18 protein-coding genes and 1 other annotated feature are annotated in these 19,698 nt (G+C 59.4%); of the genes, 5 read left to right on the plus strand and 13 right to left on the minus strand.

Features of this window, described 5'->3' with window-relative positions; translation table 11 throughout:
* Positions 1 to 11: 11 nt before the first annotated feature.
* The 4 genes from dnaK to tal form a co-directional block, all read right to left on the minus strand.
* Positions 12 to 1,916, minus strand: a complete 1,905-nt coding sequence (dnaK, locus tag BS626_RS10380) for a molecular chaperone DnaK (RefSeq protein ID WP_075182320.1) — start codon at positions 1,914 to 1,916, stop codon at positions 12 to 14.
* A 199-nt stretch (positions 1,917 to 2,115) separates the two neighbouring features.
* The gene (locus BS626_RS10385; RefSeq protein WP_075182321.1) at positions 2,116 to 3,420 is read right to left on the minus strand and encodes an MFS transporter; all 1,305 of its coding nucleotides are present in this window, start codon (positions 3,418 to 3,420) and stop codon (positions 2,116 to 2,118) included.
* A gap of 89 nt (positions 3,421 to 3,509) precedes the next feature.
* Complete coding sequence (gene mog, locus BS626_RS10390) at positions 3,510 to 4,091, minus strand: molybdopterin adenylyltransferase (protein WP_075182395.1); 582 nt, start codon at positions 4,089 to 4,091, stop codon at positions 3,510 to 3,512.
* 132 nt (positions 4,092 to 4,223) lie between these two features.
* On the minus strand, positions 4,224 to 5,177 hold the full coding sequence (gene tal / locus BS626_RS10395) for a transaldolase (RefSeq protein ID WP_075182322.1): 954 nt from the start codon (positions 5,175 to 5,177) through the stop codon (positions 4,224 to 4,226).
* Between the two features lie 211 nt (positions 5,178 to 5,388).
* Here tal and yaaA point away from each other — a divergent pair, with 211 nt between their 5' ends.
* Both yaaA and BS626_RS10405 read left to right on the plus strand, forming a co-directional pair.
* Positions 5,389 to 6,165 carry a peroxide stress protein YaaA gene (yaaA, locus tag BS626_RS10400; RefSeq protein ID WP_075182323.1) on the plus strand — a complete coding sequence of 259 codons (777 nt, stop codon included), beginning with the start codon at positions 5,389 to 5,391 and terminating at the stop codon, positions 6,163 to 6,165.
* A gap of 370 nt (positions 6,166 to 6,535) precedes the next feature.
* On the plus strand, positions 6,536 to 7,444 hold the full coding sequence (locus tag BS626_RS10405; protein WP_075182396.1) for a fimbrial protein: 909 nt from the start codon (positions 6,536 to 6,538) through the stop codon (positions 7,442 to 7,444).
* 64 nt (positions 7,445 to 7,508) lie between these two features.
* Here the strand turns inward: BS626_RS10405 and thrC are convergent, their stop codons facing one another.
* The 5 genes from thrC to BS626_RS10430 form a co-directional block, all read right to left on the minus strand.
* A complete protein-coding gene (gene thrC / locus BS626_RS10410; RefSeq protein ID WP_075182324.1) occupies positions 7,509 to 8,801 on the minus strand; it encodes a threonine synthase in 1,293 nt (430 codons plus the stop codon).
* Positions 8,802 to 8,804: 3 nt separating this feature from the next.
* On the minus strand, positions 8,805 to 9,734 hold the full coding sequence (gene thrB, locus BS626_RS10415; protein WP_075182325.1) for a homoserine kinase: 930 nt from the start codon (positions 9,732 to 9,734) through the stop codon (positions 8,805 to 8,807).
* A gap of 1 nt (position 9,735) precedes the next feature.
* Entirely contained in the window at positions 9,736 to 12,198 is a 2,463-nt protein-coding gene (gene thrA, locus BS626_RS10420; RefSeq protein WP_075182326.1) for a bifunctional aspartate kinase/homoserine dehydrogenase I, read from the minus strand.
* Positions 12,199 to 12,223: 25 nt separating this feature from the next.
* Positions 12,224 to 12,340 (minus strand) — a sequence feature (Thr leader region).
* Positions 12,282 to 12,530, minus strand: a complete 249-nt coding sequence (thrL, locus tag BS626_RS19060) for a thr operon leader peptide (RefSeq protein WP_075182327.1) — start codon at positions 12,528 to 12,530, stop codon at positions 12,282 to 12,284. It overlaps the preceding feature by 59 nt.
* A 15-nt stretch (positions 12,531 to 12,545) precedes the next feature.
* Positions 12,546 to 13,244 (minus strand): tRNA/rRNA methyltransferase, encoded by a 699-nt coding sequence (locus BS626_RS10430; RefSeq protein ID WP_075182328.1) that lies wholly within the window; start codon positions 13,242 to 13,244, stop codon positions 12,546 to 12,548.
* Between the two features lie 506 nt (positions 13,245 to 13,750).
* Here BS626_RS10430 and arcA point away from each other — a divergent pair.
* Positions 13,751 to 14,467, plus strand: coding sequence for a two-component system response regulator ArcA (gene arcA, locus BS626_RS10435; RefSeq protein WP_075182329.1), 717 nt, complete (start codon positions 13,751 to 13,753; stop codon positions 14,465 to 14,467).
* A gap of 93 nt (positions 14,468 to 14,560) precedes the next feature.
* Here arcA and creA read toward each other — a convergent pair whose 3' ends face one another.
* Positions 14,561 to 15,046, minus strand: coding sequence for a protein CreA (gene creA, locus BS626_RS10440; protein WP_139308820.1), 486 nt, complete (start codon positions 15,044 to 15,046; stop codon positions 14,561 to 14,563).
* 196 nt (positions 15,047 to 15,242) lie between these two features.
* Here creA and robA point away from each other — a divergent pair, with 196 nt between their 5' ends.
* Complete coding sequence (robA, locus tag BS626_RS10445; protein ID WP_075182331.1) at positions 15,243 to 16,115, plus strand: MDR efflux pump AcrAB transcriptional activator RobA; 873 nt, start codon at positions 15,243 to 15,245, stop codon at positions 16,113 to 16,115.
* 48 nt (positions 16,116 to 16,163) lie between these two features.
* Here the strand turns inward: robA and gpmB are convergent, their stop codons facing one another.
* Positions 16,164 to 16,811 carry a 2,3-diphosphoglycerate-dependent phosphoglycerate mutase GpmB gene (gpmB, locus tag BS626_RS10450; protein ID WP_075182332.1) on the minus strand — a complete coding sequence of 216 codons (648 nt, stop codon included), beginning with the start codon at positions 16,809 to 16,811 and terminating at the stop codon, positions 16,164 to 16,166.
* Positions 16,812 to 16,861: 50 nt separating this feature from the next.
* On the opposite strand from gpmB, the gene yjjX reads away from it, so the two are divergent.
* A complete protein-coding gene (gene yjjX, locus BS626_RS10455; protein WP_075182333.1) occupies positions 16,862 to 17,380 on the plus strand; it encodes an inosine/xanthosine triphosphatase in 519 nt (172 codons plus the stop codon).
* 2 nt (positions 17,381 to 17,382) lie between these two features.
* On the opposite strand, the gene trpR is transcribed toward yjjX, so the two are convergent.
* Positions 17,383 to 17,706: a trp operon repressor gene (trpR, locus tag BS626_RS10460; protein WP_075182334.1), complete on the minus strand. Its 324-nt coding sequence runs from the start codon at positions 17,704 to 17,706 to the stop codon at positions 17,383 to 17,385.
* 61 nt (positions 17,707 to 17,767) lie between these two features.
* On the minus strand, positions 17,768 to 19,687 hold the full coding sequence (sltY, locus tag BS626_RS10465; protein WP_075182397.1) for a murein transglycosylase: 1,920 nt from the start codon (positions 19,685 to 19,687) through the stop codon (positions 17,768 to 17,770).
* Between the last annotated feature and the right edge of the window lie 11 nt (positions 19,688 to 19,698).

The raw sequence follows: 19,698 nt of genomic DNA on the forward strand, positions 1-19,698 counted from the left end.
CTCAAGGGCGATTACTTCTTATCTTTTACTTCTTCGAATTCCGCGTCGACCACGTCGTCGTCTTTTTTCGCAGAAGCATCACCCGCGTCGGCGGCACCGGCCTGCGCCTGCGCGGCTTCCATCAGCTTACCGGAGACTTCCATCAGCGCCTGCATCTTGGCTTCGATTTCGGCCTTGTCCTCGCCTTTCAGCGCGGTGTTCAGCTCGGTCAGCGCGGCTTCGATCGGTGCCTTATCGTCGGCGGAAAGTTTGTCACCCACTTCATCCAGCTGCTTGCGGGTGCTGTGCGAGATCTGATCGCCCTGGTTACGGGTCTGCACCAGCTCTTCGAACTTGCGATCGGACTCGGCGTTAGCTTCCGCATCACGCACCATTTTTTCCACTTCATCGTCGCTCAGGCCGGAAGAGGCTTTGATGGTGATCTTCTGCTCTTTACCGCTGTTTTTGTCCTTCGCCGAGACGTGCAGGATACCGTCCGCATCGATGTCAAAGGTGACTTCGATCTGCGGCATACCGCGCGGCGCCGCCTGGATGCCGTCGAGGTTAAACTGACCCAGCGATTTGTTATCCGCTGCGCGTTTACGCTCACCCTGCACCACGTGGATGGTCACCGCGGACTGATTGTCCTCCGCGGTGGAGAACACCTGGCTGTGCTTGGTCGGGATCGTGGTATTCTTGCTGATAAGCGAAGTCATCACGCCGCCCATGGTTTCGATACCCAGCGACAGCGGAGTCACGTCCAGCAGCAGCACGTCTTTCACGTCGCCGGCCAGCACACCACCCTGCACCGCCGCACCCACGGCAACCGCTTCATCCGGGTTGACGTCTTTGCGCGGCTCTTTACCAAAGAACTCGGCCACTTTCGCCTGTACCATCGGCATACGGGTCTGACCGCCGACCAGAATCACGTCGTTAATGTCAGAGACGGACAGGCCGGCATCTTTCAGCGCCACTTTCAGCGGCTCAATCGAGCGGGTCACCAAGTCTTCCACCAGTGATTCCAGTTTAGAACGGGTCACCTTCAGGTTCAGGTGCTTCGGACCGGTGGCATCCGCCGTGATGTACGGCAGGTTGACGTCGGTCTGCTGCGCAGAAGAGAGCTCAATTTTCGCTTTTTCAGCCGCCTCTTTCAGACGCTGCATCGCCAGCGGATCGTTGTGCAGATCGATGCCCTGATCTTTTTTAAATTCCGCCACCAGATAGTTGATCAGGCGGCTGTCGAAGTCTTCACCGCCCAGGTGCGTATCCCCATTGGTGGCCAGCACTTCGAAGGTTTTCTCACCGTCTACTTCATCGATTTCGATGATGGAGATATCGAAGGTACCGCCGCCGAGGTCATAGACCGCGATGGTGCGGTTACCCTGGCCTTTATCCAGACCGTAAGCCAGTGCGGCGGCGGTCGGTTCGTTAATGATACGCTTCACTTCCAGACCGGCGATGCGGCCGGCGTCTTTAGTCGCCTGGCGCTGGGCATCGTTAAAGTAGGCCGGAACGGTGATGACCGCTTCGGTCACCGGCTCACCGAGATAATCTTCGGCGGTCTTCTTCATTTTCTTCAGCACTTCCGCAGAGATCTGCGGCGGCGCCATTTTCTGGCCCTTCACGTCCAGCCAGGCATCGCCATTGTCGGCGTTAACAATCTTGTACGGCATGATTTTGATATCACGCTGCACTTCTTCGTCCTGGAAGCGACGGCCAATCAGGCGCTTAATCGCAAACAGGGTATTCTGCGGGTTGGTGACCGCCTGACGTTTAGCCGGCTGACCTACCAGCGTTTCACCATCCTGCGTATACGCAATGATGGACGGCGTGGTGCGGTCGCCTTCGGCGTTTTCCAGCACGCGTGCTTTAGCGCCATCCATGATGGCCACACATGAGTTGGTTGTACCCAGGTCAATACCAATGATCTTACCCATCTAAACATCTCCCACGTAAATTCGTTTCATTCTTGATGAGACTTTAATAAGGGCGGAATAGCGCTTTTCAAGTCGACCACTCCGCTTTTTTTCAACCGTCTCAGCGTTGGATGAGAGATAAATGGGGCCGTATTACGGGGCATCAAGGGTGGGGAGAAAAAAATTTTTGCACGTGAGCCCCGCCCCCGACGGCCAGCGGTCAGGCCGCTGCGCGGCTCACCGCCAGAGCGGCCCGCGCCTGGCGCCGCCACAGCAGCGCCCCCAGCAGCGCTCCACCCGCCGCCAGCAGCAGCACGTAGCCAGCCGGCGCCAGCGGCGTTAACCGCAACAGCAGGGTCACGGCGATCGGCGTCAGCCCGCCAAAAATGGCATACGACACATTGTAAGAGAAGGCGATACCAGTGAAGCGAATTGCCGGCGGAAAGCGCTGTACCATCACCACCGGCACGACGCCAACAACGCCGACGCTAAAGCCGGCCAGCGCGTAGAGCAGAAACAGCCGCTCCGGCCACAGCGTTACGCCGATGAAAAACAGGCTGCTGCAGAGTCCCAGCAGCAGGCAGCCAAGCGTCAGTACCGGGCCACTGCCGACGCGGTCCGCCAGCCAGCCGGCGATGACGCAACCGGCAAGCAGGGCAAGGGTCGCCAGGGTATTGGCCTGCAGCGTCAGGGCTGCCGGCAGCCCTGCCAGCGTCTGCAGCAGCGTCGGCGCCATCAGGATCACCACCACAATGCAGGCCGAGAGCAGCCAGGTCAGGCACATTGCCACCAGCACGCTGCGCGCATGGCACAGCAGCACGTTTTTCAACGGCAGGCTCTCAGACAGCGCTTTTCGCGCCTGCAGCTCGCGAAACACCGGCGTCTCCTGCAGCCAGCGGCGCAGGTACATCGCCAGCAGGCCAAAACCGCCGCCGAGCAGAAACGGGATCCGCCAGCCGTAATCAGCAATCGCCTGCGGCGGCAGCAGCGTGGTGATCAGCGTGGCCACCAGCGAACCAAGCAGAATGCCAAAAGTCAGTCCGGCGGTAAGGGTGCCGCAGGCAAAGCCCATCCGCTGCGTCGGCACGTGCTCAGCCACAAACACCCAGGCGCCGGGGACTTCGCCGCCGATCGCCGCGCCCTGCAGCACGCGCATCAGCAGCAGCAGCAGCGGGGCCGCAATGCCCAGTGCGGCGTAGTCGGGCAGCAGTCCGATCACCAGCGTCGGCAGAGCCATCAGTAAGATACTCAGGCTGAACATCTTTTTGCGCCCGGCTTTATCGCCAAAGTGCGCCATCACGATGCCGCCGAGCGGGCGTGCCAGGTAGCCGGCGGCGAAGATGGCAAAGGTTTGCAGCTGACGCAGCCATTCGGGGATATCCGCAGGAAAAAAGCGCTCGCCGATCGTCGCGGCAAAAAACACAAAGATGATGAAGTCGTAGAATTCCAGCGCGCCGCCGAGGGCGGCCAGCGAAAGGGTTTTATAATCCTGCCCGTCGAGCGGGCGGTTGCCTGCTACTTCCATAATATGATGCCGATGTCCAGATTCTGGGTAAAATTTGCATCAGTATATGCGTAAAGCTGTATTTACGAAACAGACAACCGCGGACGAACTTAGCCGCTGCGCCGCGCGCTTTTCGGGCGAAAGGCGCTCACGACGGACTCGTGGGTCTCAACATAAGGCCCGTCCAGCAGCTGGATGCAGTAAGGCACGCTGGCAAAAATGCCGGGCACCCGCACCTGACCGTCGGCGTCTTTCACCCCCTCCAGCGTCTCTTTGATCGACTTTGGCTGACCAGGCAGATTGAGCACCAGCGACTGTTTGCGGATAACCCCCACCTGGCGGGACAGGATCGCCGTGGGCACAAAATGCAGGCTGATTTGGCGCATCTGTTCACCGAAGCCGGGCATGTCTCGGTCGGCAACCGCCAGCGTGGCGTCCGGGGTCACGTCGCGCCGGGCCGGGCCGGTGCCGCCGGTGGTCAGCACCAGATGGCAAAAACGCTCGTCCACCAGCTCACAAATCGCCTCTTCAATCAGCGGCTGCTCGTCGGGCACCAGTCGGGTTTGGAGCGTGTACGGGGAAGCCAGCGCCTGGCTGAGCCACCCCTCCAGCGCCGGAATGCCCTGATCCTGATAGAGGCCGTTGGCGGCGCGGTCAGAGACGGAGATAAGGCCAATTCGTAAGGTATTCATCATAGAGATCGCTACACAAAAGAGTGACGCAGGCAGGCTGCGATCGGGGGATAGGCTGAGGATACACGATGGGCGCGCGTTACGCATCGCCGGGATGCTGCCGCGGCCGGTCGGCCACGGCAGAACAGACCATTACAGCAGATCGGCAATCATCTTCTCAAGTTTACCCTGATCCACGGCGAAATTACGGATGCCCTGAGCCAGTTTATCCACCGCCATCGGATCCTGGTTGTGCTGCCACAGGAATTCGGATTCGGTCATTTTTGCCGGACGGGCCTTCACATCACCGCGATAGCTCAGCATGCGCTCGACGCTGCCCTCGCTCTCCGCCAGCTCTTTCAGCAGGTTCGGGGAGATGGTCAGGCGATCGCAGCCGGCCAGCGCGAGGATCTCACCGACGTTACGGAAGCTGGCGCCCATCACCACGGTCTCGTAGCCGTGCTGTTTGTAGTACGCGTAAATTTCGGTAACCGATACCACGCCCGGATCTTCCTGCGGGGCATACTCTTTCTTGTCGGTATTGGCTTTGTACCAGTCGAGAATACGACCGACAAACGGTGAGATCAGGTAGACGCCGGCCTCGGCGCAGGCGCGCGCCTGGGCGAAGGAGAACAGCAGGGTCAGATTACAGTTGATCCCCTCTTTTTCCAGCTGCTCAGCGGCGCGAATACCCTGCCAGGTGGAGGCCAGCTTGATCAGGATGCGATCGTTGCTGATACCGGCGTCGTTATACAGTTTGATCAGGCTACGCGCCTTGGCGATGCTGGCTTCGGTATCGTAGGAGAGGCGCGCGTCCACTTCGGTGGAGACCCGGCCCGGAACCAGCTTCAGGATCGCCAGGCCGATGTTCACCGCCAGCTTGTCCGACGCGTGCTGGATTTGTTCGTCTTTATCGCTGCTCTGCTCGCGCGCCCAGCTGATGGCTTCATCAATCAGTTTGCGGTATTCCGGGATTTGCGCGGCGTTAAGAATCAGAGAAGGGTTGGTGGTAGCATCCTGCGGCTGATACAGCTTCATCGCGGCAATGTCACCGGTATCGGCCACTACGGTGGTCAGTTGACGCAGGGAAGTAAGTTTGTCCGTCATTGTGTCATTCTCATCTTGGTAAGTGTCGGGTCGTTGAAAATGCTATCCCGGATAATATCACGCGGCGGACGCGGCGCAAGAAGAGGCTGAACCGATAGCGCCGCCGGCACCGGCCCGACTGACTGCCCTGCCCGTTTGCAGCGATGTGTCATTCTTATCGCCTTTTTTGCTACAGTAGCGTCCTCGTTCAGGCGCAAAAAAGGATATCACGATGTTAATGGTCATCTCACCGGCCAAAACGCTGGATTACGACAGCCCACTGGCGACCCAACGCTACACCCAGCCCGCGCTGCTCAAAGAAGCGCAAACGCTCATTAACATCACACGCGATCTCACCCCCGCGCAGGTAGCCAGCCTGATGCGCATCAGCGACAAGCTGGCCGGCCTGAATGCCGCCCGCTTTCACGACTGGCGGCCCGAATTCACCCCGGACAACGCCCGTCAGGCGATACTCGCCTTTAAAGGCGACGTATACACCGGACTGCAGGCGGAGACCTTTAGCGAAGCGGATTTTGATTTCGCCCAGCGCCATCTGCGCATGTTATCCGGCCTGTACGGCGTGCTGCGCCCGCTGGATTTAATGATGCCCTACCGGCTGGAAATGGGCACCAGGCTCGCTAACCCGGCCGGGAACGATCTCTATCACTTCTGGGGCGAGACGCTGACCGAAACGCTAAATGCCGCGCTGGCGGAACAGGGCGATGACGTACTGATCAACCTGGCGTCGGATGAGTATTTTAACGCGGTCAAGCCCGACGTACTGAACGGGCGAATTGTGAAGCCGGTATTCCTCGATGAGAAGAACGGTAAATTCAAAGTGATCAGCTTCTACGCCAAAAAAGCCCGCGGATTGATGAGCCGCTACATTATCCAGCAGCGCCTCACGCGACCGGAGCAGCTCACCGCGTTTGATGTTGACGGCTACCGTTTTGACGCCGACGCCAGCCAGCAAGATACGCTGGTGTTCAGGCGTAATGAACGCGCCTGAGCAACCGCAGGCCGCGCCACCGCGCGGCTTCCCCGGCGCTTCCCGTGCGGACAGATAAGCCAGACAGATCCTCCCAATAAGTGCCGAAACATTGCCAAAAGACCTTTATTAAACATCGCATTTGATAATTTTAAAAACTATTTTCTCGCTTTTAACGTTGCCACTTATTTATTCTCCCCCTTATTCATGGCGCAGGTTACACTCGACTGCGTTGCCGCTGACCGCTTTTTTGTGCAGATTATACCGTCGCTCGTCATCCGGCAGAGAATGACCTACATAGTTAACGCGTTTCAATTATCGCCCTCTTACTCTTCAATGCCTGTGGCAGGATATGATTATGCGTGTGTTACTCAGTCTGACTCTTTTATTCATGATACTCTTCAGCGCCCCTGGGCAGGCATTTACCTGCCGGGTGGTGGGCGGCGGCGCCATTGGCCCGGGGGGATCTCTCCGACCGGTCGATGTGAGCGTCCACCTGGGACCGGTGATTTCTCAAGGTAGAAATTTAGTTGTCAATATGCAACAAGTTACCTGTACTAATGATGTCTCTAGCTGGAAGGATTTTTTAACGCTGGACGGAAGCCTGGCGCTGTCGCCAACGTATTTTAGCGGCATCAACGCGGAGTTTAATATTAACGGTTCGGTTAATAATAACGTTACGGGTTATGAGGTAATGAGCGCCACTCAGCGGGAAACGCTCCCGATTAATATTGTTGCCTCGATTATTTTAGATAAAAATCCTCATCGGGATATCGTGATTCACCAGGGCGACGTACTTGCGCAGTTCAATTTCATGCAATCGAACGATCAGCCCGGATGCCCCAACTGCGGTCCCTATCGTTGGCGTATTGTCGCCGGTAATGATGCTTACTACGTCACCACCTCCTGTACCATCAATGAAGGCGAAAAGATGCTGGTCAACTTTAATGACGTGAATCCCAGGCTGATTAACAGCGATCCGCAGGGTAGCGCGTACCAACAGCTGCAGCCGCTGCGCTATTACTGCGAGGGCAGCAGCGCGACGCAGGATATTGAAATTCGCCTGATCGGCACCGGCGCGAACTTCTCCTCCCGCTATATCGCTACCAGTAATCCCACACTGGGCATCGCCATGCTGTACAACAATGCCGTTGTCGCGCCGGGCGAGACGTTTGCGACCCGCATCGTCGGGGGGAGCGGCAGCGATAATGTGACGTTCGCGCTGGTTAAAGCCCCGGGATCGACGCTGCAGGCCGGTCCCTTTACCGGCTCGGCGACGCTGATCGTCAGCGCGCCCTGAGGCGCACCGCCTAACGCGGTGCCGGCCACCGGAACAGCGCGTGCCCGGGCGGCCGGTACCGCGGCTACTGCTGCTGCTGCAGGAGAAATGCCCGCAGCGGCGCGAACGAAGCCGGCAGGGTGTCAGAGAGCAGCGGCAGATCGACGCGATCGGCCAGCGCCGCCGGCAGCGGCAGCGACTGCCCGAGAATCGCATCCACGCTCTCTTTAAACTTCGCCGGATGGGCGGTGCCGAGGAACAGGCCATATTCACCGTCCTGCAGCTGATCGCGCAGCAGGCGCCAGGCAATGGCAGCGTGCGGCTCTGACACGTAGCCCAGCCCGGCCAGCTCGCGCATTGCCGCCTGCGTGGCCTCATCAGTAACGGCACCAAAACCGAGATCGCTCAGCCGCCAGGTTTTGCGGCGGAACAGCTCTTCCACGCGCGGCCAGTTATTTGGCTGGCTGACGTCCATGGCGTTGGACAGCGTCGCTACGGTGCGGTGCGGTCGCCACTCACCGTCGGCGAGAAAGCGCGGTACGGTATCGTTAGCGTTGGTGGCGGCAATAAACCGCTTCACCGGCAGCCCCAGCGCTTTGGCCAGCAGGCCGGCGGTCAGATCGCCAAAGTTGCCGCTGGGCACCGAAATCACCAGCTGGTTACGCTTCTCCTGCGGCAGCTGGGCTACCGCTTCAAAGTAGTAGCACACCTGCGCCAGCAGGCGACTGATGTTGATCGAGTTCGCCGAATTCAGGCCGATTGCCTGCTTTAGCGCTTCATCGTCAAAAGCCTGTTTAACCAGCGCCTGACAGTCGTCGAAGTCGCCCTCCACCGCAATGGTCTGGATATTGCCGCCGAGCGTACAGAACAGTTTCTCCTGCAGCGGGCTAATCTTGCCCTGCGGGTAGAGAATCACCACCCGCACATTGTCCATGCCGTAAAACGCGTGCGCCACGGCGGCGCCGGTGTCCCCGGAAGTAGCGGTCAAAATGGTAATCTGCTCATCCGCGCCGCTGACAAAGGCCAGCATTTGCGCCATAAAGCGGCCGCCAAAATCTTTAAACGCCAGCGTTGGGCCGTGGAACAGCTCAAGACAAGCAATGTCGTCGGTGACCGCCGCCACCGGGGCCGGGAAGGCAAACGCCGCGGCAACGCGCTGCTGCAGCTGCGCCGGCTCAATTTCATCACCAATGAACGCCGACAAAATTTTGCTGCTGCGCGAGACGAAATCCATCTCCAGCAGGGCATCAATGTCCGTCGACTCAAACGCCGGCAGCTCCAGCGGGAAAAACAGCCCCTGCTGTTGGCCCAATCCCTGCTTCACCGCCTGGGCAAAGCTGACCTGCTCGTTGTGATCTTTAAGATTATACAGTTTCATGCGTTATCCCAGTTGTCGTGCGCCAGCCCTGTCCAGCCGGCAGATATGAACAAACCCTTCTTCGTTCTGCAAATAGTGCTGCTGCAGCCACTGCGCCATCCGGTGGGCAATCGCCGGATCGTCGCAAACGGCAAACAGCGTCGGCCCGGAGCCGGAAATGCCGCAGGCCAGCGCGCCCATGTCGCGCGCCGCCCGCCGGGCGTCGGCGAAGCCCGGCAGCAGCTGGGTGCGATAGGGTTCCGCAATCACGTCTTGCATCAGCGTCGCCGCCAGCGCCGCCTGCCCGGTGTGGCAGGCGTGAATAAAGCCCGCCAGATAGCGACCGTGCTGGATACAGGTCTCTTTGCGATACTGCGCAGGTAAAATGGCCCTGGCCTCCGCCGTAGACACCTTGATCCCCGGATAGGCCATCACCCACAGCCAGTCATCAAACGCCGGCACCGGCTGGCTGATAATGCCGTTCTCCTCCAGCATCAGCTGCAGGCCACCGAGGAAGCACGGCGCAACGTTATCGTAGTGCACGCTGCCGGAGATGCGCCCTTCCAGCTCTCCCATCAGCGCCAACAGTGCGGTATCGCTCAGCGGATTACCGCAGTGTACGTTCATCGCCATCAGGCCCGCCACCACCGAGCAGGCGCTGGAACCGAGGCCTGAGCCAATCGGCATATTTTTTTCCAGCGTCATCGCCACCGGCACCCGCTCGCCGATCGCCTCACAGAAGCGATCCCAGCACTGCCAGACAATGTTCTGCTGCGGCTCGGTCGGCAGCTTGCTGACAAAACGCCCCTGATTGGTCAGCGAGAAGCGATCGGCCGCTGCAACGGTCACGCAGTCGCCGAGCAGCGAACCGTCGATCGGCGACACCGCTGCGCCTAACACATCGAACCCGACGCTGACGTTGCCAATCGACGCCGGGGCATAAATTTTCACCATGTTATACCCCCAGCTTCCAGGAGAGCGTGCGCAGCAGATCGGCAAATACTCCGGCCGCCGTCACGTCGTTGCCTGCGCCATAGCCGCGCAGCACCAGCGGGATTGGCTGATAGTAGCGGCTGTAAAACGCCAGCGCATTCTCACCGTTTTTCACTTTATGTAGCGGATCGTTACCGTCAACCGCAGCGATCTTCACTACGCAGCGACCGCCCTCTTCGATTGCGCCAACAAAACGCAGCACCTTGCCTTCATCCCGCGCGTTGGCCACCCGGGCGGCAAACGCGTCATCCAGCTCCGGCAGACGCTGCATAAAAGTATCGACGTCCGGAATATCCAGCAGCGCCTGTGGCAGCATCGGCGCCATCTCCACGTCCTTGAGCTCGAGCTGCCAGCCCGCCTCACGGGCGAGGATCAGCACCTTGCGCGCCACGTCCATTCCGGACAGATCGTCGCGCGGATCCGGCTCGGTGTAGCCCAGCTCGCGCGCCAGCCGCGTGGCCTCTGACAGGGTCATGCCCTCATCGAGCTTGCCAAAAATAAACGACAGCGATCCGGATAAAATGCCGCTAAAACGGATCAGCTCATCGCCGGCGTTGAGCAGGTTCTGCAGATTCTCAATCACCGGCAGACCGGCACCGACGTTGGTATCGTAGAGAAATTTACGCCGCGATGCCGCCGCCGCCGCGCGCATCTGCTGATAATACGCCCAGGAGTCGGTGTTGGCTTTTTTGTTTGGCGTCACCACGTGGAAGCCATCGGCGAGGAAATTCGCGTACTGGCTGGCAATCGCCTGCGACGAGGTGCAGTCCACGATTACCGGGTTCAGCAGATGATACTCTTTCACCAGCCGGCTGAGATGGGCGGCACTGAACGGCTGACTGGCCTGCGCCAGCGCCGACTGCCAGTGCTCAAGATCGATGCCGTGCACGTGGGTGATCATGGCCCGCGAATTGGCGATCCCGCACACCCGCAAATCGATATGCTTCTGCTTCAGCCAGGCCTGCTGGCGATGCAGCTGCGCCAGCAGCGCCGCGCCAACGCCGCCGACACCGACCAGAAACACTTCGATCACCTGATCGGTATTGAACAGCATCTGGTGCACCACGCGCACGCCGGTGGTGGCATCGTCGTTTTTCACCACCACCGAAATTGAGCGCTCGGAAGAGCCCTGGGCGATAGCCACAATATTGATATTGGCGCGCGCCAGCGCCGAGAAAAACTTAGCCGAAATCCCGCGCAGGGTGCGCATGCCGTCGCCCACCACCGAGATCACCGCCAGCTGCTCGGTGACGTCCAGCGGCTCCAGCAGGCCGTCTTTGAGCTCCAGGTAGAACTCCTCCTCCAGCGTGCGGCGCGCGCGTGCCAGTTCGCTCTGCGGCACGCAGAAGCTGATGCTGTACTCCGACGAAGACTGGGTGATCAGCACCACCGAAATGCCGGCGCGGGACATGGCGGCAAAGACGCGGGCGGCCATGCCGACCATACCCTTCATCCCCGGACCGGAGACGTTAAACATCGCGAGGTTGTTCAGGTTGGTAATGCCCTTCACCGGCATCGCCGCATCGCTGGCCGCGGCGCCAATCAGCGTGCCGGGCGCCTGCGGATTCGCGGTATTTTTGATAAGGCAAGGGATCTGGAACTGGGCAATCGGGCTGATGGTGCGCGGATGCAGCACCTTGGCGCCAAAGTAGGAGAGCTCCATCGCCTCCTGGTAGGACATGGATTTCAGCAGTCGCGCATCCGGCACCTGACGCGGATCGCAGGTGTACACCCCATCGACATCGGTCCAGATCTCACAGCAGTCGGCGCGCAGGCAGGCGGCCAGCACCGCCGCCGAATAGTCGGAGCCGTTGCGTCCGAGGACCACCAGCTCACCGCGCTCGTTACCGGCGGTAAAGCCGGCCATCAGAATCATGTTGTCTGCCGGGATCTGGCTGGCGGCGATGCGGCGGGTTGATTCGGCAATATCGACGGTTGATTCAAGATAGCTGCCTGACGCCAGCAGCTTCTCCACCGGGTCAATCACGCTGACCCGGTGCCCGCGCGCGCGCAGCAGGGCGGCCATGATGGCGATTGACAATTTTTCACCGCGGCAGATTATCCCGGCGTTGACGCTATCCGGACACTGCCCCAGCAGGGTAATGCCGTGCAGCACCTGCTTCAACTGAGCAAACTCCGACGCCACCACCGCCTGTAGCGGCGCCAGTTCAAATTCCGGCTGCGCCCCGGCCAGTCCGGTCAGCAGTTCGGCAAAAATACGTTCGGCGTCGCTGATATTGGGCTGTGCGTCCTGACCGCTCAGGGTTTTCTCAATCATCGCAACCAGATGGTTAGTGATTTTTGCCGGGGCGGAGAGGACGGTAGCCACCTGCCCCTGGCGGGCATTACTCTCCAGAATGTCGGCGACGCGTAAAAAACGCTGCGCGTTTGCTACCGACGTTCCACCAAATTTCAGCACTCGCATGGTCAAATCTCTCCTGATTTTTGCCGAAAAAAAAGCCCGCACTGTGAGGTGCGGGCTTTTTTTTTTCTTTTTCCTGGTATGCGTCAGCCCGCACCGTTACCTGAGGTAATGGTGGTGGTAATAATGGTAGTCATGTTCAGGCTGTCAGTACGCATGGTTGGATTTATCGTCTGTCTGTCATTGAATCTGTCTTGTCCAGAAGTAAAGCAAAGTGAGAACCATGTCAATTTTTTTATCCCCCGCCGCCCGACCGCGCGGCAGCAAAGCGCGCGCCCCGCTGCGCCGCACACTTCCCCGCTATGCTGGTGACGCGACAATGTGCAATAAAACATGTCGCCTTGAAACGGTCATCCAGCATTTTTATCTATAAGATTTTTTTCTATGTCGTGCAGCAGGCGGTGCAGCATCGCGCTGTCCCGCTGTTCCAGCAGGCCCAGCCGCTGCTGTAGCCAGTCCGCCAGCTTGATATCGTCCGCGACCGCCAGCCGCGTTAACAAGCCCTGGCAGCGCGCGCGCAGCGCCTGCAGCTGAGCCGCATCGGCCGCTGGCGCCACCGCCGGCTGCACCTGCCGCAGCGACGAGAGCTGATAGCAGAATACCATCACTGCCTGTGCCAGATTGAGCGACGGATAGTCCACCGCCATCGGCACGCCGGTCAGCAGGTCCACCTGCGCCAGCTCATCATTGCTCAACCCACTGTCTTCACGGCCAAACACCAGCGCGACCCGTTCGACCCACTGGCTCTTCTCGCGCAGGATAGCCTCCGTTTGCTGCGGGGTGGCGTAATAGTGAAAGCGAGCACGGCTGCGCGCGGTGGTCGCCACGCTGAAATCAACGTCGCCCAGCGCCGCAGCCAGCGTTGGCCAGTGGCTGGCCTGCTCGAGGATTTCGGTGGCACCGTGCGCCACCCGCCGGGCCGCCGGATCGCGGTGGGCCTCACTGTCCACGATCCGTAATTCGCTAAAGCCCATGGTTTTCATGGCGCGTGCGGCGGCACCGACGTTTTCGGCACGCGCCGGCGAGACCAGAATGAGAGGAAAATGCATATCGCCCCTAAATAACGGTAGGTAAAGCGGTCAGTGTACTGCGTTGTACGGGGGGGTTAACAGCAACAAAGTCAGTGTTAACATTTAATTAACAGGCATCCGTCTGTTGGATAATGGCAATCACCCCCTGACTGCAGCGACAAATTATACAAGAGCAAGGGTTCGCGATGTTTTATTTAAAAAATTGTTATTATTCATTTAGATAATCAGACTAAAAAAACAATATCATCAGTAAACTGATGCAGTAAGCTGAATCGTCACATCCGCGTGATCAATCTGGTGCTAACCTCGCATACCGATGAGCGTTTTTCACCAAAGTGTTATCGTGCTACACTGAGTTTTGATATAAGTCAACGAGGCGTTATTTTACCCTCACCGGGTGTAGACCCTGCTGTTATCTCGCTGTTAATACGGTTAGGATATACCCCGATCAAAGACTGACTGACAGGTAGCGTTTACGGTAATCGTCCTGTTTCGAATTGTTGGCAATTTCAGGTAGCGAACTGATGCAGACCCCACACATACTTATCGTTGAAGACGAGTTAGTGACTCGCAACACTCTCAAAAGTATTTTTGAGGCTGAAGGCTACATGGTCCATGAAGCAACGGACGGTGCCGAAATGCACCAGATCCTTACCGATCATGATGTTAATCTGGTGATCATGGACATCAACCTGCCGGGCAAAAACGGGCTGCTGCTGGCGCGCGAGCTGCGCGAACAGGCCAACGTCGCGCTGATGTTCCTCACCGGCAGAGACAATGAAGTGGATAAAATCCTCGGCCTTGAAATCGGCGCCGATGATTACATTACCAAGCCGTTTAATCCGCGTGAGCTGACCATTCGCGCACGCAATTTGCTGTCGCGCACCATGAACCTGGCGCCGGTCGGTGACGAGCGACGCACCGTTGAAAGCTATAAGTTTAACGGCTGGGAGCTGGACATCAACAGCCGCTCTCTGGTCAGCCCGCAGGGCGAATACTACAAGCTGCCGCGCAGCGAGTTTCGCGCAATGCTGCATTTCTGTGAAAATCCGGGCAAGATCCAGACCCGCGCCGATTTGCTGAAAAAAATGACCGGCCGCGAGCTGAAGCCACACGATCGCACCGTCGACGTCACCATTCGCCGCATCCGCAAGCATTTTGAATCGGCACCGGACACCCCCGAAATCATCGCCACCATTCACGGCGAAGGCTATCGCTTCTGCGGTGACCTGCAAGAGTAACGGCTTACGTTATGCCCAGGCGCAGGCGCGTTCGTGCGCCTGGTAACCTGCACCGGTATTGACGTTTTACCAGCGAAATCTACAATCCGCTCATCACTCGCCGTTGCCAGCCCGCCAGGGCATGATCGGGACGGCACTCAGCGCATTTTTAGGTGATCCTTCAATCACTTTGTCTGAGTAAGTGAGATACACCAGCGTGTTTCTTCGGCTGTCATAGAACCGAACCACCTGAAGCTTTTTAAAGATCAGGGAGGTGCGCTGGCGAAAAACGACGTCTCCCTGAGCCTTTCCCTGTGCAACCTTCTCGCTAAGCGAAATGGGGCCGACCTGCTGGCAGGAGATAGCTGCATCGGCAGTATCTTCCGCCAGGCCCAGTCCTCCCTTGATTCCGCCGGTCTTGGCGCGACTGATATAACAGGTAACATTTTTTATCTCAGGGTCGTCGAACGCTTCGACAACGATTTTGTGGTCGGGGCCAAACACTTTGAACGCTGTATCTACGGAGCCAATTTGCTCCGCCAGGCTCGTGCACGAGACAAACAACAGGGACGTGATTAGTGCATTTGAACATAGTTTCATATTGTTACCATTGAAATTTAAATAGATGTCAATGTAATGTTGAGCGACGGATTGAGATGTAATTCTCATCTCTGTCATTCCGTAATGCGATAGAGCATGAAACAACAAACAAAATTCAGTACTGGATTTTGGTCTCACGCTATCATTCGTCAGCTTTACATCATCGCACCAATCATTAAGTATTCGAGGACGAGTTATGGATCAAGCCGGTATCATTCGCGATTTGCTTGTTTGGCTGGAGAGCCACCTGGACCAACCTTTGTCGCTGGATAACGTCGCGGCTAAGGCAGGCTACTCAAAATGGCATCTGCAACGTATGTTTAAGGATGTCACCGGTCATGCAATTGGTGCTTATATCCGCGCGCGCCGCCTGTCAAAAGCGGCGGTAGCCCTGCGTCTGACCAGTCGACCGATCCTGGACATTGCCCTCCAGTATCGCTTCGACTCCCAGCAGACGTTTACGCGCGCCTTTAAAAAACAGTTTTCTCAGACGCCGGCCTGGTATCGCCGCGCGCCGGAGTGGAACGCCTATGGCATTCGCCCCCCGATTCGTCTTGACGGTGATTTCACGCTGCCACAGGCCACCTGGGTGACGCTGCCGGAAATTCACCTGATCGGTCAAACACAAAGCTACACCTGCGTACTGGAGGAGATCTCCGCCTATCGCGATGAGATGCGCATGCATTTCTGGCATCGCTTTCTCAGCGATGCGGAGATGCTGCCGGCGGTGCTCTACGGGCTGCATCAGTCTCGCCCCAGCGCAGAGAAAGATGATGAGCAGGAGGTGCTTTACACCACCGCCATCGCCGCCGGGTCGCAAGATATGCCCTTCTGCAATACGCACGATATCACGCTGGAACCGGGTGATTACGTGCAGTTCAGCTTTGAGGGAAGCCGCAAGGACCTGCAAGCATTCATCCTGACGCTCTACGGCACCTGCATGCCCATGCTCGGGCTGACCCGCCGCGCGGGCTGCGACATTGAACGTTTTCATACGCCGGGAGGGAAGCGTCGCCCTGCTCCTCCCGACGTGCTTCGCTGTGATTATCTGATTCCGATTCGCCGCTAAGCGGGTGAGGAAGCAGGCCGAAAGCGATCGACATCGCTTTCGGTTTTTTTAACGCTGCAGTTCGTCCAGCGCCGCCTCCTGCAAATGGGAAATATCCCCGGCCATCTCCACAATCCAGCCGGCTGCCAGCCACGCACTGTGCTGGTGATCCACCCGCGACAGCGAGCAGTTCCGCAGACGCAGACGCCGTTCGGCATACGCCGGCAGGCCGAGAATCGTGCTGACCAGCACCCCCAGCGCCATACCGTGACTCACCAGCAGCGGGCGGCTACCGGCGGGCAACGCCAGGCAGGCATCCAGCGCGTCGTGCATACGGCTCGCCAGTTCGCTCATGGATTCGCCGCCGGGGATCCGCCCCCCCTCAGTGCCGTTCACCAGCGCGCGACGCCACGCTTCTTCCTCGTCGGTCAGCGCGTCCAGCTGACGCTGTTCCAGCACGCCCATATTCAGTTCGCGCAGGCGCGGATCCAGCCGCAGATCGCAGCCGCAGGCATCGGCAATAATCTCGCCGGTGCGACGGGTCCGGCCCAGATCGCTGGCAATCACGTGGGTGATCCCAAGCGACCTGACCCGCGCGGCGACCTGCTGCGCCTGACGCTCTCCGAGGGCGGTAAGCGCACTATCAGACTGCCCCTGAATACGGCGGGCGGCGTTCCAAAGGGTTTCGCCGTGGCGAACCAGATAGACCTGTAGCATAGTAATTTCCGTTATACTGCGAGCAAAATTGGAAGAGGACTCACACCATTATGGTTCATATCGTCGCGGCCACCACCAATCCGGCTAAAATCAGCGCCATCACGCAGGCATTCCACGACATCTTCGGCGTCGGATCCTGCCACATTGAGGGGGTGGCGGTCGACAGCGGCGTGGCCGCCCAGCCGCTTAGCCAGCAGGAAACGCGAACCGGCGCACGAAATCGGGTGCAGCAGGCGCGCGAAGCCCGGCCGACAGCTGACTTCTGGGTAGCAATTGAGGCCGGTATTGAAGGGGATGAGGCGTTCGCCTGGGTGGTGATTGAAGATCGTCGGCAGCGCGGTGAGTCGCGCACCGCCAGCTTTACCCTGCCGCCGATCGTCATGGCCGGCATTGCCGCCGGACGCGAGCTGGGCGATGAAATGGCGCGCCTGACCGGCATCGATAACATTAAGCAGCAGGGCGGTGCCATCGGGGTGTTCACCGGCGGCCGCCTGACCCGCAGCAGCGTCTACCACCAGGCGCTGCTGCTGGCGCTCAGCCCGTTCCACAACGCCTTCTGGCAGCAGTAAGGCTACGCGTCAGGCAGCAGCTGCGCCGCCAGCCAGGCTTTCAGATCCGGCGGCGCGCTTTTCAGGCTGTTAGAACCGCGGGTAATGGTGGCGATGCCGGTGCCCAGCGCGTTTTTTAATTCACGCTGGCTGAGCTCCCCACGCATCAGCTCTTCAATGATCCGCAGGCGGGTGCCGAGCGCCTCCCGCTCATCCGGGGTTAACATCAGCTGCAGCAGCGGCAGATGCAGATCCTGCTCGCTGGCCTGCACCAGCAGTTCGACAAACCGCAGCCAGTCGGCGCCCAGCGGTTCGGCCGTAACGGCGATCGGAGATTGTTGATTCATGGCCATGCCATCCTGTCATACTCACAAACTAGTACAGCAGCATAGCACAGCCCGCGCAGAATCAATACCGGCTCTGCCACTCGTTCTCGCTCAGCAGCGCATCATGACGATCCATAAAGTGGCGATAGTAAGCATCATAAGCCAGCACGTTTTTCACATAGCCCCGCGTCTCCGAGAAGGGAATGCTCTCGATCCACGCCACCGCATCCAGCTGCCCGCCGCTGTTGCGCTGCCAGGTACGCACCCGCCCCGGGCCGGCATTATAGGCCGCGGCGGCAAACACGCGGTTCTGACCAAACTGCTGATACACCGACTCGAGATATTGGGTGCCAATCTCAATATTGGTCGGGGGATTAAACAGCTGGCTGCTGTTGCTGTAGCCGGCGATGCCATACTTCTGCACCGTGTGCTGGGCGGTGGCCGGCATGATCTGCATCAGCCCGGTCGCCCCCACCGGCGAGCGTGCCTTGGGATTCCAGGCGCTTTCCTGGCGAGAAATCGCCATCGCGTAGCTCTCCGGAATCGCTTTGCCGCGCGTATATTGCTGATACAGGTTTTGCCAGGCGAGCGGGAAACGCTCGGTCAGGTTATTCCATAGCTTACCGGTAATGGTCGCCTGCACGCTCAGATCCCACCATGACTGCTCCAGCGCATAGCGCGCCAGCTGCTGCTGCTGGCGGTTACTGCGATTGGCGACCAGCCCGGCCCACTCCTGACGCGCCAGATTATCCATACCCCAGTACATCAGCTCGCGCACGCGGGCAATTTCGGCGCCCTGCGCCAGCGTGGCATCCGGCGCCGGCGCCGGATCTATCCGCAGCGGATAGGGTTCGCCGAGCCGCTGGGCGGCCACCATCGGATAGAAGCCGCGCGCCTGCATCAGCCGCCGCAGGATCTCCTGCGCTTCCTCTTTTCGTCCCTGCTCCAGTAGCAGATCGGCCTGCCAGTATTGCCACTCCTCCTTCTCTTTCGCCTCCAGCGGCAGACGGGCAATCCAGGTATTCAGTCCGCGACGATCGTGACTGCCCAGCGCCATGCGGATCCGCCGCTCCAGTAAACGGGTCGATCCGCTGGTCATTACCACGTTATCGCGCCAGCGCGCCTGCTCCGCGGTGACATCTGCCCCCATCAGTCGCCACACGACGGCCTCTTTAAGCGCCTGGGTGTCCTCGTCGCCCATTTTTTGCAGCCGCGCCAGCGTGGGGATCATCTGCCGCGCCTGCTCGGCGTCCTGCCGCGCCAGCCGGGTAAAGGCAACCACAACGATCTGGCGGGTAAAGTCGGTTGGCCCGACGTCGCGGGCAAACGCCTCGACCGTGGCGGGATCGCGCTGCAGGGCCAGCAGCCCGCTGGCGATGGTTTGATAATCTGCCGGCAGCTGCCCGACCAGCGCCGTCACGAGGCTGCTGTTGCCGGCCTCAAAGGCCAGCCGGATGCGCGCCAGCGTGGCAATCGCCGTTTGCTCACCGGCGCCCTGCCACACCGTGATTAACTTATCGCAGCTGCCGGGCAGCTCGCTGCCGCGCAGCCAAATGGCCTTCGCGCCGCGCAGTGCCTCCTCCTGCTGGCCGGTCATCCAGCGGGCATAGTAGTAATTGCAGCGCGCGGAGACCGGCTGCGGCGCTTCCGGGCTGAAGACCAGCAGGCCGCGCCAGTCTTCGCGTCGCGCCAGCTCATTCACAAAACGCGCCGACAGCGAGCGCGCCGGCGGCAGGCTGGGATTGCGCTTAAGGAAATCCTGGATCGTGAAGCCGGACTCCTGGTCCAGCCCCTCACTTAGCTGGCGATATTCCAGGTAGGGATAGAGGGGGTAATCCTTCAGCGTGGGCAGCAACTCGGCAACCTCCGCCATCTGTTTGTTATCCCACGCCTGCTTAATCTGCTGATAACGCTGACGCTGGGCATCCAGCGAATCGGCCAGCGCGGCCCCCGACGCGGCGGCCAGACAGGCCCCCACCAGCCAGTAATGCCACTTCTCCACTTTGGCTCTCA

The sequence above is a fragment of the Pantoea sp. 1.19 genome (assembly GCF_001922585.1).
Taxonomy (GTDB): domain Bacteria; phylum Pseudomonadota; class Gammaproteobacteria; order Enterobacterales; family Enterobacteriaceae; genus 1-19.

Excerpts from the sequence above, each read along its gene's own strand:
- arcA (WP_075182329.1), top strand. The coding sequence starts at position 13,751 with ATGCAGACCCCACACATACTTATCGTTGAAGACGAGTTAGTGACTCGC.
- dnaK (WP_075182320.1), bottom strand. The coding sequence starts at position 1,916 with ATGGGTAAGATCATTGGTATTGACCTGGGTACAACCAACTCATGTGTG.
- BS626_RS10405 (WP_075182396.1), top strand. The coding sequence starts at position 6,536 with ATGATACTCTTCAGCGCCCCTGGGCAGGCATTTACCTGCCGGGTGGTG.
- BS626_RS10385 (WP_075182321.1), bottom strand. The coding sequence starts at position 3,420 with ATGGAAGTAGCAGGCAACCGCCCGCTCGACGGGCAGGATTATAAAACC.
- trpR (WP_075182334.1), bottom strand. The coding sequence starts at position 17,706 with ATGAATCAACAATCTCCGATCGCCGTTACGGCCGAACCGCTGGGCGCC.
- robA (WP_075182331.1), top strand. The coding sequence starts at position 15,243 with ATGGATCAAGCCGGTATCATTCGCGATTTGCTTGTTTGGCTGGAGAGC.
- mog (WP_075182395.1), bottom strand. The coding sequence starts at position 4,091 with ATGAATACCTTACGAATTGGCCTTATCTCCGTCTCTGACCGCGCCGCC.
- BS626_RS10430 (WP_075182328.1), bottom strand. The coding sequence starts at position 13,244 with ATGCATTTTCCTCTCATTCTGGTCTCGCCGGCGCGTGCCGAAAACGTC.
- creA (WP_139308820.1), bottom strand. The coding sequence starts at position 15,046 with ATGAAACTATGTTCAAATGCACTAATCACGTCCCTGTTGTTTGTCTCG.
- gpmB (WP_075182332.1), bottom strand. The coding sequence starts at position 16,811 with ATGCTACAGGTCTATCTGGTTCGCCACGGCGAAACCCTTTGGAACGCC.
- thrA (WP_075182326.1), bottom strand. The coding sequence starts at position 12,198 with ATGCGAGTGCTGAAATTTGGTGGAACGTCGGTAGCAAACGCGCAGCGT.
- thrC (WP_075182324.1), bottom strand. The coding sequence starts at position 8,801 with ATGAAACTGTATAATCTTAAAGATCACAACGAGCAGGTCAGCTTTGCC.
- yaaA (WP_075182323.1), top strand. The coding sequence starts at position 5,389 with ATGTTAATGGTCATCTCACCGGCCAAAACGCTGGATTACGACAGCCCA.
- tal (WP_075182322.1), bottom strand. The coding sequence starts at position 5,177 with ATGACGGACAAACTTACTTCCCTGCGTCAACTGACCACCGTAGTGGCC.
- thrL (WP_075182327.1), bottom strand. The coding sequence starts at position 12,530 with ATGTTTTATTGCACATTGTCGCGTCACCAGCATAGCGGGGAAGTGTGC.
- yjjX (WP_075182333.1), top strand. The coding sequence starts at position 16,862 with ATGGTTCATATCGTCGCGGCCACCACCAATCCGGCTAAAATCAGCGCC.
- thrB (WP_075182325.1), bottom strand. The coding sequence starts at position 9,734 with ATGGTGAAAATTTATGCCCCGGCGTCGATTGGCAACGTCAGCGTCGGG.